12 protein-coding genes are annotated in these 14,088 nt (G+C 65.0%); 8 read left to right on the top strand and 4 right to left on the bottom strand.

The features are described 5' to 3' along the window. Window positions 1–316 precede the first annotated feature (316 nt). Complete coding sequence (gene hrpB / locus ACVOMF_RS17970; protein WP_481510473.1) at window positions 317–2,920, bottom strand: ATP-dependent helicase HrpB; 2,604 nt, start codon at window positions 2,918–2,920, stop codon at window positions 317–319. A 223-nt stretch (window positions 2,921–3,143) separates the two neighbouring features. Between hrpB and ACVOMF_RS17965 the strand changes: the two genes are divergently transcribed. Continuing rightward, on the top strand, window positions 3,144–3,938 hold the full coding sequence (locus ACVOMF_RS17965; protein ID WP_481510472.1) for a TatD family hydrolase: 795 nt from the start codon (window positions 3,144–3,146) through the stop codon (window positions 3,936–3,938). Between the two features lie 22 nt (window positions 3,939–3,960). On the opposite strand, the gene panE is transcribed toward ACVOMF_RS17965, so the two are convergent. The 3 genes from panE to ACVOMF_RS17950 all read right to left on the bottom strand — a co-directional run bounded on the left by panE (window position 3,961) and on the right by ACVOMF_RS17950 (window position 6,885). Continuing rightward, window positions 3,961–4,899: a 2-dehydropantoate 2-reductase gene (gene panE, locus ACVOMF_RS17960; RefSeq protein ID WP_481510471.1), complete on the bottom strand. Its 939-nt coding sequence runs from the start codon at window positions 4,897–4,899 to the stop codon at window positions 3,961–3,963. 241 nt (window positions 4,900–5,140) lie between these two features. Next, entirely contained in the window at window positions 5,141–5,935 is a 795-nt protein-coding gene (locus ACVOMF_RS17955) for an ABC transporter permease (protein WP_481510470.1), read from the bottom strand. Continuing rightward, complete coding sequence (locus ACVOMF_RS17950) at window positions 5,932–6,885, bottom strand: ABC transporter ATP-binding protein (RefSeq protein WP_481510469.1); 954 nt, start codon at window positions 6,883–6,885, stop codon at window positions 5,932–5,934. The genes ACVOMF_RS17955 and ACVOMF_RS17950 overlap by 4 nt, the downstream gene beginning before the upstream one ends. 98 nt (window positions 6,886–6,983) lie before the next feature. Here ACVOMF_RS17950 and ACVOMF_RS17945 point away from each other — a divergent pair, with 98 nt between their 5' ends. From ACVOMF_RS17945 to ACVOMF_RS17915, 7 genes are all read left to right on the top strand, one after another. Beyond that, the gene (locus ACVOMF_RS17945) at window positions 6,984–7,760 is read left to right on the top strand and encodes a ferredoxin--NADP reductase (RefSeq protein WP_481510468.1); all 777 of its coding nucleotides are present in this window, start codon (window positions 6,984–6,986) and stop codon (window positions 7,758–7,760) included. A gap of 410 nt (window positions 7,761–8,170) precedes the next feature. Next, complete coding sequence (locus tag ACVOMF_RS17940) at window positions 8,171–9,382, top strand: GGDEF domain-containing protein (protein ID WP_481510467.1); 1,212 nt, start codon at window positions 8,171–8,173, stop codon at window positions 9,380–9,382. A gap of 223 nt (window positions 9,383–9,605) precedes the next feature. Continuing rightward, complete coding sequence (locus ACVOMF_RS17935) at window positions 9,606–10,190, top strand: hypothetical protein (protein ID WP_481510466.1); 585 nt, start codon at window positions 9,606–9,608, stop codon at window positions 10,188–10,190. 9 nt (window positions 10,191–10,199) lie between these two features. Continuing rightward, on the top strand, window positions 10,200–10,397 hold the full coding sequence (locus ACVOMF_RS17930) for a helix-turn-helix transcriptional regulator (protein WP_296246663.1): 198 nt from the start codon (window positions 10,200–10,202) through the stop codon (window positions 10,395–10,397). Between the two features lie 67 nt (window positions 10,398–10,464). Then, window positions 10,465–12,000, top strand: a complete 1,536-nt coding sequence (locus ACVOMF_RS17925) for an alpha/beta hydrolase (protein ID WP_481510465.1) — start codon at window positions 10,465–10,467, stop codon at window positions 11,998–12,000. A gap of 29 nt (window positions 12,001–12,029) precedes the next feature. Further along, window positions 12,030–12,785 (top strand): ABC transporter ATP-binding protein, encoded by a 756-nt coding sequence (locus ACVOMF_RS17920; protein WP_481510464.1) that lies wholly within the window; start codon window positions 12,030–12,032, stop codon window positions 12,783–12,785. Then, complete coding sequence (locus tag ACVOMF_RS17915; RefSeq protein WP_481510463.1) at window positions 12,782–13,975, top strand: ABC transporter permease; 1,194 nt, start codon at window positions 12,782–12,784, stop codon at window positions 13,973–13,975. The genes ACVOMF_RS17920 and ACVOMF_RS17915 overlap by 4 nt, the downstream gene beginning before the upstream one ends. Window positions 13,976–14,088: the final 113 nt, after the last annotated feature.

Here is a 14,088-nt window from a genome sequence, read left to right as displayed (position 1 = left end):
AGCGGGAACCAGGCGCCCTGCAGCAGCTTGGCGCCGTTGGCGATCACGAAGCCCAGGTCGATTACCAGGAACACCACGCACAAGGCAATGGTTGCGTGGCGCGGCCGCCGGCCCCCCCCCCCCCGCCCCCCCCCCCCCACCCCCCCCCCCCCCACCCCCCCCCCGGGCCTCGCCCCCGGGCCGGCCGCCGACGCGGCCGGGCGGCGCGCCGCCCGATTGCCAGCACCCGCCCCCGCCCTTGCGCACCGCGCAGGGGAGGGCTGGGGAGGGGAGCTCCTGCTCTTGCTTCGGCCTTTGCTCAAACCCCAAACCCCAATCAAGTCCCCCGAGGCTTCGCCCTGTGCGTCGCCGTAGCGCTCCACGGATCATCTGGCCACGGATGCCGCGGGTAGCGCCCCTTCATCTCTTTCTTCACCTCGGCATAGGTGTTCTGCCAGAAATTGCGCAGGTCACCGGTCACCTGCAATGGCTTTCCACCCGGCGACAACAGATGCAACAGCAGCGGTACGCGCCCATCGGCAATACGCGGCGTATCGGCCAGACCAAACAGCTCCTGCAGCTTCACCGCCAGTACCGGCGGGCGCGGGCTGACACCGTCATCGTCCAACGCATACTCGATGCGTCGCTCCATTCCCGAAGGCACGCTGATGCGCGTCGGCGCATGACGATCCACCAGCTGTCGCTTGCTCCAGTCGATGCCGGACTTCAGCGCTTCGCCCAGCTCTTCCTCGGACAAGGCTTCCAGGCGCGTCTTGCCGTTGAAGGCTGGCAACAGCCAATCGTCCAACGTCCCCAACAGCGCCGCATCGGATAAGTCGGGCAGTTCGAGCTCCGGCATCCAGCGTCGCAAGCCCATCACCCGCCAGCGCAGCTGTTGCAGGTTTTCGGTCCACGGCAGTGCCTCCAGTCCCAATTCGCGTACCGCGTCGATGAGTGCGCGTGCGGCACGCGCCGGGTCCACCTGGCCGGCAGGGCGGCTGTCCAGCACGATGCGTTCAAAGCTGCTTTCGCGGCGTGCTTCCAATGCGCGCTTGGCGCTGTTCCAGCGCACCACATCCTGCGTCTTGAAACGATCAGGGAAGTCGCGGCGCAGGCGTTGTTCGTCCACCGGCGCTGCGCGCAGGATCAAGGCATCGCGTGGATCGTGGCGTAGCTCGCTGATCACCAGCCAGGGCTCGCCGCGCAGGTCGCTGTTGTCGAACTGGCGTGCGCTGCGACCATTCGCCAGCTGGTAGCGCTGCGGGTCGTTCGGGTGCTGGGTGGCGATGCGGTCGGGGAAGGCATGGGCGAGCAGGTCGCCGAGCTCATGCGCTTCGATATCCGTTGGAGGCGCGTTATCGCAGCGCAGGCGGCGGCGCCATTGCTTGGCCGCCGCATCAATCGCAGCCAAGCCACCGCGGTTGGCGTCGTAAGGCGCCCGGCCATTGCGGAACGCGGCCAGTGCGCGCCAACGTGCGGCCAGTGCATCGCCGCCTTGGCGCAGCGGATCACGTGCTTCCAACAGTGCCGCAAGGTCTGCCGACAAGGCCTGCTCGCGCGGATTGCCTGCAGACAGCAGCATCGCCGCCATGCGCGGATGCGTGCCCATCGCCAGCATGCGCTTGCCCAGCGCGGTGATGGTGTTGTCTTCGCTCAAGGCGCCCAGCCGCTGCAGCAGTTCACGCGCGGCCGACAGCGCGCCGCTGGGTGGTGGATCGACGAAGCGCAGCGCGTCACTGCCCCAGGCCGCCAGTTCCAGTGCCAGCCCGGCCAGTTCCACCTGCGCCATCTCCGGACGCCGCTGTGGCTCCAGCCGCTGTGATTGCGGCCACAGCCGCCACGCCCAACCGGAAGCCACGCGGCCGGCACGACCGGCGCGTTGGTCGGCAGAAGCCTGCGAGGTGGCCACCGCATCCAGCCGCGAGAAGCCGCTGTTGGGGTCGTAACGCGGCTCGCGTGCCAAGCCGGCATCGATCACCACGCGCACGCCGGGCAGGGTGACCGAGGATTCGGCGACATTGGTTGCCAGCACAACCCGGCGGCGGCCGTCGGGATCGGGCTGCAGCACGCGGGTTTGTTGCTCGATTGGCAGCTCGCCGTGGAGGGGGAGCACGTCGAAGCTCTGCTCCTTCCCTTTCGCGGAGCGAAGGGGGAGGTTGGGAGGGGGTTGCTGTTGATCCTGGTCTGACGCGCGAAGCGACCCCTCCCCAACCCTCCCCTTGCCTGCGGCAAAGGGAGGGAGCAGAGCGGCCTGCACTCTGGCAATCTCCCGCTGCCCCGGCAGAAACACCAGCACATCACCCGGATGCTCGGCCACGGCTTGTTCCACCGCGCGCCTAGTCTGCGCTTCCAAGGCCTCGTCACGCCGGGCCGGGAAGTGGCTTATTTCCACCGGATAGCTGCGGCCTTCGCTGGACAGACGCGGCGCATCCAGAAACTGCGCCAGCCGCTCGCCATCCAGGGTGGCCGACATCACCACGATGCGCAGGTCGTCGCGCAGCTGCGATTGCACGTCCAGTGCCAACGCCAGGCCGAGATCGGCGGACAGATGGCGCTCGTGGAATTCGTCGAACAGCAGTGCACTCACGCCTTCCAGCAGCGGGTCGTCCTGCAGCATGCGGGTCAGGATGCCTTCGGTGACCACCTCGATGCGGGTACGCGCGGACACCTTGTTCTCGAAGCGGATGCGGTAGCCGACGGTTTCGCCGACCGGCTCGCCCAGCTGCTTGGCCATGAAGGTGGCGGCACTGCGCGCGGCGACCCGGCGCGGTTCCAGCATGATGATCCTGCCGCCCTGCAGCCACGGCGCGTCCAGCAGCGCCAACGGCACCTGGGTGGTCTTGCCGGCGCCGGGCGGCGCTTCCAGCACCAGCCGCGTGTGCGCGGCCAGCTGCTGGAGGATGTCGGGGAGTAGTGGAGTGATGGGGAATGCTATTGCCATTGCAGCATTGTAGAAGCCGCGCGCCAGATGCGTCGCCGCAAAGCCGTAGCCCGGGTAAGCGCAGCGCAACCGGGGCTCTGCGCAGGGCATCCGACGAATCCGCGGAACGCCCCCCGGGTGCGCTGCGCTTACCGGGGCTACAGGGGGCCGTTCATGCTGCACAGGGCCCGCCTGCGGCCAACCCTCTACAATTCACCCTTTCCGCCTCACCACACCCAGCTCAATGCAACTGATCGACATCGGCGCCAACCTCACCCACGAATCCTTTGATCGCGACATCGACGCGGTGCTGGAGCGCGCGCGCGCGGCTGGCGTGGTGCAGATGGTGATCACCGGTGCCAGCCGCGAGCATTCGCCGATGGCGCTGGATCTGGCGCGGCGTCATCCGGGTTTCCTGTATGCCACCGCGGGCGTGCATCCGCACCACGCCAGTGAGTACACCGACGAATGCGATGCGGAAATGCGCGCACTGCACGCGCACCCTGAAGTGGTGGCGGTGGGCGAATGTGGCCTGGATTTCAATCGCGATTTCTCGCCGCGTCCGGCCCAGCGCAAGGCCTTCGAGCGCCAGCTGCAGATCGCCAGTGAGAACGGCAAGCCGCTATTCCTGCACCAGCGCGATGCGCATGACGACTTCATCGCGATGATGAAGAACTTCGACGGCAAGTTGGGTCCGGCGGTGGTGCATTGCTTCACCGCCGAGCGTCGCGAGCTGTTCGATTACCTGGACCGCGATTGGTATATCGGCATCACCGGCTGGCTGTGTGACGAACGCCGTGGCGCGCACCTGCGCGAGCTGGTCAAGCACATCCCGGCCGAGCGCCTGATGATCGAGACCGACGCGCCGTACCTGCTGCCGCGCACGATGCGTCCGCTGCCCAAGGATCGCCGCAACGAGCCGGCCTTCCTGTCGCATATCGTCGAGGAACTGGCCCGCGATCGTGGCGAAGATGTGGCGGTCACCGCTGCCAACGCTACCGCAGCAACCCGCGCCTTCTTCCGCCTGCCGCCGGTCTGACGGCAGGCGCAAAGCTGAAACCTCAAGCGCCGCGCTGCGCCTCGTAGGCCTGCAGGTGGCAGTAGGCTGCCTGCAGCAGCGGTGCTGATTGCCCGGCGGCAAGTGCACGGCCCAGCATGTCGCCGACGATGTGTGCGGCTTCCACGCGCTGCCCGGCTTCCAGATCACGCAGCATCGATGCCTTGATCGGCGAGCCGGGTCTGGTGATCGCGCCCAGTGCGATTTCCTGTGCCTTGGCGGGGATCGGCTGCCCGGCCTGCGCGGCGACCGCAAGGCATTCGGCGTACAGGGCCTGCATGAAAACTGTGCCGTGGTCACTGGCAACGATGCTGCCGACATCGGCGCGCATCAGGCAGGTGCCGGCCGCCAGCGCGGTCAGGAAGGTGTACTTGATCCATTGTTCCTGGGTGATATCGGCCGAGGCGACATGGTCGATGCCGGCCTGTTCGCAGGCCTTGGCCAATGCAGCGACGCGTGCGCTGTCGGTTGCGCCATCGCGCTCGCCGAAGGTGATCTTCGCTGGCTTGTCCAGGTGCAGCACGGCACCGTCCTCGGCCTTGGTTGCGCTGATGAAGCACAGGCCGCCAAGTACGTTTGCACGGCCGAAGCGCGCATCCAGCGCAGCGTAGTGACGCAGGCCGTTGAGGATGGGCAGCACGGTGGTGTTGGCGCCAACCGCAGGCGCGATGGCATCGATCGAGCTGTCCAGGTCATAGGCCTTGCAGCTGAGGATGACCAGGTCGAAGGGCTGCGCTTTGGCCAGTTCTGGCAGGGCATCGGCAGTGACGTGGGCGACCGGGAATGCCGCATCGCCGAGCGGGCTGCGGATCACCAGGCCATCGCGGTCCAGTTGCGCAGCGCGGTTGGCGCGCACCAGGAAGGTGACATCAACGCCGGCCTGCGCCAGCCGTCCGCCAAAGTAACCACCGGTGCCACCGGCACCGAGAATCAGGATGCGCATCAGCTTGGATATCCATCGACAAAGGGGAGTGGGAACATCATAGGCGTTGCTGCCGCAGATTCTGTGGGGGCGGCATAAGCCGCGAAGCTGAGATTGCTTCCGGGCACAGAAAACATGGTTCGCAATATCCTGGATGCAGCGTCATCTTGGTTTGAATTTGTGCGAGCTTCGCGGCTTACGCCGCTCCCACAAGAACCAAAGCAAAGAGCCAAAGAAAGAAGGCGCCTTTCGGCGCCTTCTTTCAGCTACGCAGGCCTACGCCCCGGCGCAGCAGCCACAGGGCCAATGCGGTGAGCACGCCAACAAACCCCAGCATCAACGCATAGGACACCCACAACGGCACATCGCTGCTGCCCAGCAGGCCGTAGCGGAACGCGTTGACCATGTAGAAGATCGGATTGGCGTGGGTCATCGCCTGCGCCCAACCCGGCAACAAGGTCACCGAGTAGAACACGCCGCCCAGGTAGGTCAGCGGGGTCAGGATGAAGGTCGGTACGATCGCCACGTCATCGAACTTCTTCGCATAGACGGCATTGATGAAGCCGGCCAGCGAGAAGATGGTCGCGCCCAGCAGCACCGTGCTCAGCGTCACCAGCGGGTGCGGGATGCGTACCGGGGTGAAGAACATGGCGATGATCAGCACGATCACGCCAACCATCAGGCCACGCAGCACCGCGCCGGCCACATAGCCACCGAGGATCACCCAGTTCGGCATCGGGCTGACCAGCAGTTCTTCGATATGCCGGCCGAATTTGGCACCGAAGAACGAGGAGCTGATGTTGCCGTAGCTGTTCTGGATCACGCTCATCATCACCAGGCCCGGCACGATGAACTGCATGTAGCTGTAGCCGCCCATCTGGCCGATCTTGGAGCCGATCAGGCCGCCGAAGATCAGGAAGTACAGGGTCATGGTGATCGCCGGCGGCACCAGGGTCTGGCCCCAGATGCGCAGGATGCGGTTGACCTCGCGGCGAACGATGGTGCCCAGCGCCACCCAGTTGCGGCTGCTGTCGGTCACGGGAACGGGGGTACTCATGCGGCGGTGTTCTCCAGGTTGCCGGTGAGCCGAACGAACAGCTCCTCCAGGCGGTTGCTCTTGGTACGCATCGAGCGCACGCGGATGCCGGCGGCATTCAGGGCGTCGAAGACACGGTTGAGGTCCATCGCGCGTGGCATGTCCAGGTCCAGCGTATGCGCGTCGGTGGCGATCAGGGTGGCGCCTTCGATCTGCGGCAGCTGCGCAGGCAGTTCACCGTCGATGTCGAACAGGAAGCCTTCCACATCGAGCTTGGCCAGCAGGCCACGCATCGGGCCCTGCTCGACGATCTGGCCGTGGTTGATGATGGCCAGGTTGCGGCACAGCTGCTCGGCCTCTTCCAGGTAATGCGTGGTGAGGATGATGGTGGTGCCGGCGGCGTTGATTTCCTGCAGCGTCTTCCACATGTCGCGGCGGATCTCGATGTCCACGCCAGCGGTGGGTTCGTCGAGAATCAGCAGGCGCGGCCGGGTCATCATCGCGCGGGCAATCATCAGCCGGCGCTTCATGCCGCCGGACAGGGTGCGGCTCATCATCTGCGCCTTGTTCCACAGATGCGCGCGCTTGAGTTCCTGCTCGGCGCGGACCTCGGCCTCGGCACGCGGAATCCCGTAGAAGCCGGCGTAGTTCACCAGGATGTCGAAGGGCTTCTCGAACAGGTTGAAGTTGATTTCCTGCGGTACCAGCCCGATCAGGCGCATGGTCGCGCTGCGTTCGGCCACCAGGTCGCTGCCGAACACCTGTACCTGGCCTTCGCTCAGGTTGACCAGTGAAGAAACGATACCGATCAGGGTCGACTTGCCCGCGCCATTGGGGCCGAGCAGGGCGAAGAAGTCGCCCGGGGCGACCTCCAGCGACACGCCTTTCAGCGCCTGGACGCCGTTGTCATAGGTCTTGCGCAGGTCGGTGATGCGCAGCGCAGCGATGCTGGTGGGGGTACGGGAGTCCAATCTTGGGCCTTCGCGCCGGGTACAGGCGTCGGATAAGTGCAGGCGGCTATTATAGGAGGCCCCGTGGTCCATACCCGGTTACACACTGTTCCCCTCCTGTGCCAATCCAATTCCCCCTCAAGCTGGTCGGCCGCCACATGCTGGCGCCCAGCATCGGCCACTACCAGTTCGTCCGTGACGACGGTCAGCCGCTGGATTTCCTGCCCGGCCAGTTCATTCAGGTTCACTTCGAGTACGCCGATGGCACCCCGGCCAAGCGCAGCTATTCGCTGGCCACCATCCACGACCACGCCTTGGGTCCGGGCGACGCGGTGGAAATCGCGGTCAGCTTCGTCCCCGGCGGCGCTGCCACGGCCCTGTTCGAGGGCATGGCATTGGGTGACCACATCAGTGGCAGCGGTCCGTTTGGCCGTTTCTGCCTGCAGCCGGGCGATCACAATGCCCGCTATGTACTGATCGCCACCGGCACCGGCGTCACCCCCTACCGTTCGATGCTGCCGCAGCTGCAGGCGGCGATGGTCGAGCGCGGTGTGGAAGTGGTGTTGCTGCAGGGTGCTCGCAGCCCGGAAGAGCTGCTGTACAGCGACGATTTCTACGCCTTCGCCGCCGCCAATCCCGGCTTCCGCTACATGCCTTGTCTGTCGCGCGAACTGCCGGAAACCCCGCACGTCGATGTCCGCAAGGGCTACGTGCAGCAGCAGTTGGCCGAAATCGCCCTGGATCCGGCCCGCGATATTGCCTACCTGTGCGGCAACCCGAACATGGTCGATAGTTGCGTGGAAGTGCTGAAGGCAGCCGGCTTGCCGATGCCGCAGATCCGTCGCGAGAAGTACGTCAGCCCGCCCGCGCCGAAGCCGGCTGCCGAGCGCGTCTGAGCCGCTCCCTTGGTATGCGGTGGAGACCTGATCTCTGCCGGCCAAGGGTGTGCGTTGCACGTAAGGCAATGGGCGACATGGCGCCCAGGGTGCAGCGCATCCTCATCAGCAGGTTGCGATCGATACGACAATCACTGCAGATTTTGCATCGGTCCATTGTCGGACCAATGGCTCGGTGCGCGCAGCGTTGATACGAGAACCTCGGTGGCCTGCATTGCATAAGAGCTATCGAAGACAAACGCATGTACTCAAAAGCGCACTTGGAGGAAACGGCTTTTGCCATGGCGGATACACGTTTTGCCATTTCGAAAGCGCTTGTGTGTTGTGTGATTGCGATCGCGATTGACGTCCAACTGAATTCGCATGGGCAGCGCTAATGTTCCCCGCAAGACGCAAGGGAGCAGCAGGCAATGACAGCGGAACTGGCCACTTTTTTCGCGGCTATCAGCATCGTGGTGAGCTTTGGCATTGCCTTGGGCTTCTCTCTGGTATTGCTGGTATTGCCGCATAGCCCGGCATTGCGTGCATGGGTGGCAAGCCTGTGGCTGTTGGCGCTGTCGGTGTGCTTCCAACTGATTGTCCCGCCACCGATCGGCTGGCAGTTGATGCTGCTGGTCATGCTGTCATCGCTGTTTGGCGCGGCGCTGTTGATAAAGGGTGTCGCCCTGCACGCTGGCCGGCGGCTGCCCATCTGGAAACCGATGCTGGTGATGGGGCCGTTCTTCCTGGCGCTGTTGATCGATGCACAGCTGCTGCATGTCAGCGGCATGCAACGCAATCTGTCGAACCTGTCGGCACTGGTGATGTACACATGGCTCACCTGGATGTTGCTGCGCGATACGCCGCAGAGCCTGCGTCTGAGTTATCGCCTGGCGGGCGGCGTTTTCATCCTGCATATGCTGTTCTGTCTCTACGGCCTGGGGTTCTCTGACGAAGCTTCCGGCAGTAACGCAGACGAGCGTTCCTCCGCTGTGCTGCTCAGGATTTGCGGCGGCATCGTGTTGTTGATGGCGCAGTGCTTCGCGTTGATGTTGCTGCTGGTGGAGCAGTTGTTCTGCGAGCTGCGTGACCGCGCCACGCATGACAGCATGACCGGATTGCTCAATCGGGCAGCCTTGATGGCAGAGGGCCGCAAGCGGCTGGCCGAGGCCGCCACAAAAGGGCGGCCGTTTGCGGCCTTGATCATCGATCTGGATCACTTCAAACGCATCAACGACAGCTGGGGGCATCCGGCGGGGGACGATGTACTGATGCATTTCTCCAAGCTGGTGCGCAGCTGTGTTGGCGACCGGGACAGCCTGCTGTGTCGCTACGGCGGTGAGGAGTTCGTGCTGTTGTTACCCGGTGCTTCGGCAGCCGAGGCGATGACGGTGGCGCAGGAAATTTTGACGACGGTGCGGGCTGCCAGCGTGATCGCGGCTGGGCAGCCACTGCGCTATAGCGTCAGCATCGGAGTGCACGAGGCGTGCGTTGCCACGACGTTGGAGCATGTGCTGACCCATGCTGACGCGGCCTTGTACCAGGCCAAAGCAGCCGGCCGCGACCGCGTCTGCATCGCTGGGGCCAGCGACCTGGTCGGGGTGCGATGGAATCCTTCCACGCGGCAGGCGGCGATGGGCTGAGCTTTGCTGGCAGGTATCGGCAAGGCCGCACTCCTGCTTGTAAAGGACGCTTGACAGAAGGTCGATGCTGGTATCAGGATGTGTCAAGCATCCTTTACAGGCCTGTCATGAGCACCTTTTGCAGTAGCCGAGCGTTGCGCACTGTGGTTCCGGCAGGGGCCACCAGCATCGCAGCGCAGTTGTGCCGCAGGTCGCCATCGCCGTCCGCAGGCAGGAACTGGCCATGAAGCGCAACGCCGTTTCCCTGTGGTTGCTGTTGGCAGCTGGGGTTCTGGCTGTCGTCGGCGCATTGTTGAACGCCTATGCATCCTCGCGCGTCGGTAGTTATGCCGTGGGGACCTTGTTCGGCACAGCCTTGGGCCTGGCCGCCGCCGCCGCGTTGCGCCGGTTGATGCCCGACGGCTGCGATGCCGCGCCGGCCAAGCTGCGCAAGCGCTATACCCGTGAGGTGATGCTGGCGATGGGCGGCTATGTGGTGTTGCTGGTGCTGTCGATCCTGCTGCTCAAGCGGGTCGAGGACGGCCTGCTGCGCGCCTTGATCGCCTTGCTGCCGGTGCCGCCGATGATGCTGGTGCTGCGGGCGATGATCCGCTACATCCGCGATGCCGATGAGCTGCAGCAGCGCATCGAGCTGGAGGCGGTGAGCTTCGCCACGGCATTCATTTCGCTGGTATACCTGACAGGGGGCTTTCTGCAGTCGGCCAAGGTCATCGATGTACCGTCCAACGTGGCGATGATCTGGGTGTTTCCCTTGGTGTGCCTGTCGTACGGGCTGGCCAAGGGTGTTGTCGCGCGGCGTTACCACTGAGCCGGGACGATGGATAACCGATTGCGCGAGCTGCGCGAGGCCAGGGGCTGGTCGCAAGGCGAATTGGCCGAGCAGCTGGAGGTATCCCGGCAGACCATCAATGCGTTGGAGACCGGCAAATACGATCCCAGCCTGCCGCTGGCCTTCCGCATCGCCCGTCTGTACGAAAGCCGGATCGAAGAAATTTTCTTTCCTGATGTCACATAGCTGCCGCGCCCGCGTCTGGATGCAGGTAGACCCGTTTTCTTTTCAACTGTGAGGGGCTGTTCCGATGATGTCCCGTAAGACCCAAACCATCCTCGCCCTGGCCGTGATCGCCGGCATCGTCGGTTACCGCCTGGTGCGGTCAACCGATACGCCGGCGTCAGCGCCTGCCGCGGCCGGCACCACCGATGTTGCGGCCGTAGCCAGCAAGCCGCAGACGCTGGGCAGCTTGAACTTCCAACCCTGCAGCCTGAGCTCGGCCGGCAGCCGCGACAGCCTGGAAGCACAGTGCACCACGCTGGAAGTGCCCGAAGACCGGGCAAATCCGCAGGGCCGCAAGATCAGTTTGAACATCGCCTGGGTCGCACCCGAGAAGGAAAGCGACCTGCAGCCAGACCCGGTGTTCTTCCTCGCCGGTGGCCCGGGCCAGGCCGCGGTTGCTACCTATCCGCAGGTGGACGCTGCATTTGCCGAGGTGCGCAAGCACCGCAACGTGATCCTGGTCGACCAGCGCGGCACCGGCAAATCCAACCTGCTGGCCTGTGACACGCCGGATGATGCCGATTTCACCACGGCGTCTATGCAGGCAGCAGCACAGAACTGCGCCACCCAACTGTCGCAGAAGGCGGATCTGCGTTTCTACACCACCACCGAGGCGGTGGCGGATCTGGATGCGGTGCGCCAGGCCATCGGTGCGAGCCAGATCAACCTGGTCGGTGTCAGCTACGGCACCCGCGTGGCCCAGCAGTACGCCATGCGCCATCCGCAGGCCACGCGCAGCATCGTGCTCGACTCGGTGGTGCCGAACAGCCTCCAGCTGGGCAATATCTTCGCGCGCAACCTGGATGATGCACTGGCGCTGCAGTTCGCCCAATGCACCAAGACCGCCTCGTGCAAGGACAAGCTGGGTGATCCACGTGCCGAGCTGGACACGCTGCTGGCCAAGCTGCGCGCGCAGCCGGTGACGGTGCAGTACCGCGACGCCAGCACCGGCGAACAGCAGCAAGGCGAGCTGCGTGCAGAAACCGTTGCTGGCCTCGTCCGCATGTACGCCTACATGCCGGCTGCCGGCGCGTTGCTGCCCAAGCTCATCCATGAAGCCAATGGCGGCCGCTACGACAACCTGATGGCGCTGACGCAGATGCTGCAGGGCGAGATGAAGGATGCCATGGCCATGGGCATGCAGCTGTCGGTGGTGTGCAGCGAAGACAAGGGAGGCATGGTCGCCAACGGTGCCGACGCGGACACCGTGCTCGGCAACCAGATGGCCGAAGCCATGGGCGCGATGTGCGCCAGCTGGCCCAAGGGCACGGCACCGGCCGACTTCCACAAGCCGCTGGCCGGCAAGGTGCCGACGCTGGTGCTGGAAGGCGAGTTCGATCCGGTCACGCCGCCGCGCTATGGCGAGGAAGTGGTCAAGCACCTGGATAACGCGCGTCTGTTCGTGCTGCGTGGCCAGGGCCACAACGTCATCGGCGCTGGCTGCATGCCCAAGCTGTTCGCGCAGTTCATCGAGAAGACCGACCCGAAGGCGCTCGACGGCGCCTGCCTGGAAAAACTCAACTACGTGCCGCCGTTCACCAGCTTCAATGGCTGGGAACCGTGACATCACCGCATCACTGAGGAACCGCTTACATGATCGTTGCAGAACGACTTCGCAAGACCTTCCCCGGCAGGGGCAAGGACAAGACGCCGGTGATCGCCGTGGATGACGTGGGTTTCACCGCCCATGATGGCCAGATCACCGGTCTGCTCGGCCCCAATGGCGCCGGCAAGACCACCACGCTGCGCATGCTGTACACGCTGATGACGCCGGAAAGCGGTCGCGTGCTGGTCGATGGTATCGACGCCGCAGTCGATCCCAACGCAGTGCGCCGCAGCCTTGGTGTGTTGCCGGATGCGCGCGGCGTGTACAAGCGCCTCACCGCCCGCGAGAACATCGACTACTTCGGTGAACTGCATGGCATGAGTTCGGCCGCCATCGTCGAGCGCACCGCGCGCCTGGCCAAGGCGCTGCAGATGGAGGATTTCCTCGATCGTGCCACCGAAGGTTTCAGCCAGGGCCAGCGCACCAAGACCGCCATCGCCCGCGCGCTGATCCACGACCCACGCAACGTCATCCTCGATGAGCCGACCAACGGCCTGGACGTGATGACCACCCGCGGCCTGCGTGGCTTCCTCAAGGAGCTGCGCGAGGAAGGCCGCTGCGTGATTTTCTCAAGCCACATCATGCAGGAGGTCGCCGCGCTGTGTGACCGCATCGTGATCGTCGCGCAGGGCAGGGTGGTTGCCCAGGGCACACCGGATGAGCTGCGCGAGCAGGCCCACGAGACCAACCTGGAAGACGCGTTCGTGAAACTGATCGGCAGCGAGGAGGGCCTGCACGCATGAGCCAGACTGGATATTTCCGCGCCATCTTCACGGTGATGCGCAAGGAGCTGCGCGATTTCGCCCGCGACCGCCGCACCTTCCTGCTTACCTTGCTGACCGCGCCGCTGCTGTACCCGTTGCTGTTCCTGGGCATGAACAAGCTCACCAACCTGCGTGCCGAGACGCAGTTGGAGAAGGACTTGAGCATCCCGGTGGTGGGCATCGCCCGTGCCCCGAACCTGGTCGCCTTCCTGGCCAGCCGCGGCATCAATGCCACCGAAGCGCCGGCTGACTACGAAGCACTGATCCGCAGCCAGCGCGAAGACCTGGCCTTGGTGATCGACGAGAACTTCGCCGCCGACTGGCAGGCCGGCAAGCCGGCCAAGGTGGAGATCGTCGCTGATACCACGCGCCGTACCGGAGACGTGCAGATCGCCCGCGTACGCAATGTGCTGACGGCCTACGGGCAATCGGTGGGGGCCTTGCGTTTGTTGGCTCGTGGCGTCAATCCGATGGTGGCCGCGCCGGTCAATGTCGGCACCCGCGATCTGGCAACGGCCGAAGCCAAGCGCGGCATCTTCTTGTCGGTGGTATTGCCGCTGGTGCTGATGTTGTTCGCCTTCATCGGCGGCTCGCATCTGGCCATGGACACCACCGCCGGTGAACGTGAGCGGCAGTCGCTGGAGCCCTTGCTGGCCACGCCGGCAGCACGCGGTGCGTTGGTCAGCGGCAAGATGCTGGCAGCGGTGGTGCTGGGTCTGGCGTCGATGCTGCTGATCCTGGTCTCGTTCAAGGTCAGTGCCAGCATCGGCGGTGGTGCGGCGCGCTCGCTGGACGTGAGCTTCGCGGCGATGGGCAAGCTGCTGGTGATCCTGCTGCCGCTGGTGCTGATCGGCACCGCCCTGCTGACCTGCCTGTCGGCCAGCTCCAAGAGCATGAAGGAAGCGCAGAGCCACATGGTCTGGCTGATGTTGCTGCCGATGCTGCCGGGCTACGCACTGATGGCCTACCCGCTGAAGGACACCCAGCTGTGGCAGTACGCGGTGCCGTTCCTGTCGCAGAACCAGATGCTGGTGAAGGTCACCCGCGGCGAGATGCCATCGGCCACGCAGTGGGCGGTGTATCTGGGTGCCTCGGTGCTGCTGGCAGTGCTGCTGTGGGCGGTCGCGGTATGGCGTTATCGCCAGGAACGCCTGGCAATCTCGGGCTGATCCTCTGTAGTGGGGGGGGCGGGGGGGGGGGGGGGGGGGGGGGGGGCGGGGGGGGTCGCCGGGCGCCGGCGGGCGGCCCACCCCGACCGGCCGCCGAGCGCCAGCCGCGGGCG

The organism is Stenotrophomonas sp. STEN022 (assembly GCF_056760155.1).
Note: the sequence above shows the minus strand (reverse complement) of the source record. Positions and strands in the feature narration are given on the sequence as shown.

Excerpts from the sequence above, each read along its gene's own strand:
- hrpB (WP_481510473.1), bottom strand. The coding sequence starts at position 2,920 with ATGGCAATAGCATTCCCCATCACTCCACTACTCCCCGACATCCTCCAG.
- ACVOMF_RS17965 (WP_481510472.1), top strand. The coding sequence starts at position 3,144 with ATGCAACTGATCGACATCGGCGCCAACCTCACCCACGAATCCTTTGAT.
- panE (WP_481510471.1), bottom strand. The coding sequence starts at position 4,899 with ATGCGCATCCTGATTCTCGGTGCCGGTGGCACCGGTGGTTACTTTGGC.
- ACVOMF_RS17955 (WP_481510470.1), bottom strand. The coding sequence starts at position 5,935 with ATGAGTACCCCCGTTCCCGTGACCGACAGCAGCCGCAACTGGGTGGCG.
- ACVOMF_RS17940 (WP_481510467.1), top strand. The coding sequence starts at position 8,171 with ATGACAGCGGAACTGGCCACTTTTTTCGCGGCTATCAGCATCGTGGTG.
- ACVOMF_RS17935 (WP_481510466.1), top strand. The coding sequence starts at position 9,606 with ATGAAGCGCAACGCCGTTTCCCTGTGGTTGCTGTTGGCAGCTGGGGTT.
- ACVOMF_RS17930 (WP_296246663.1), top strand. The coding sequence starts at position 10,200 with ATGGATAACCGATTGCGCGAGCTGCGCGAGGCCAGGGGCTGGTCGCAA.
- ACVOMF_RS17925 (WP_481510465.1), top strand. The coding sequence starts at position 10,465 with ATGTCCCGTAAGACCCAAACCATCCTCGCCCTGGCCGTGATCGCCGGC.
- ACVOMF_RS17920 (WP_481510464.1), top strand. The coding sequence starts at position 12,030 with ATGATCGTTGCAGAACGACTTCGCAAGACCTTCCCCGGCAGGGGCAAG.
- ACVOMF_RS17915 (WP_481510463.1), top strand. The coding sequence starts at position 12,782 with ATGAGCCAGACTGGATATTTCCGCGCCATCTTCACGGTGATGCGCAAG.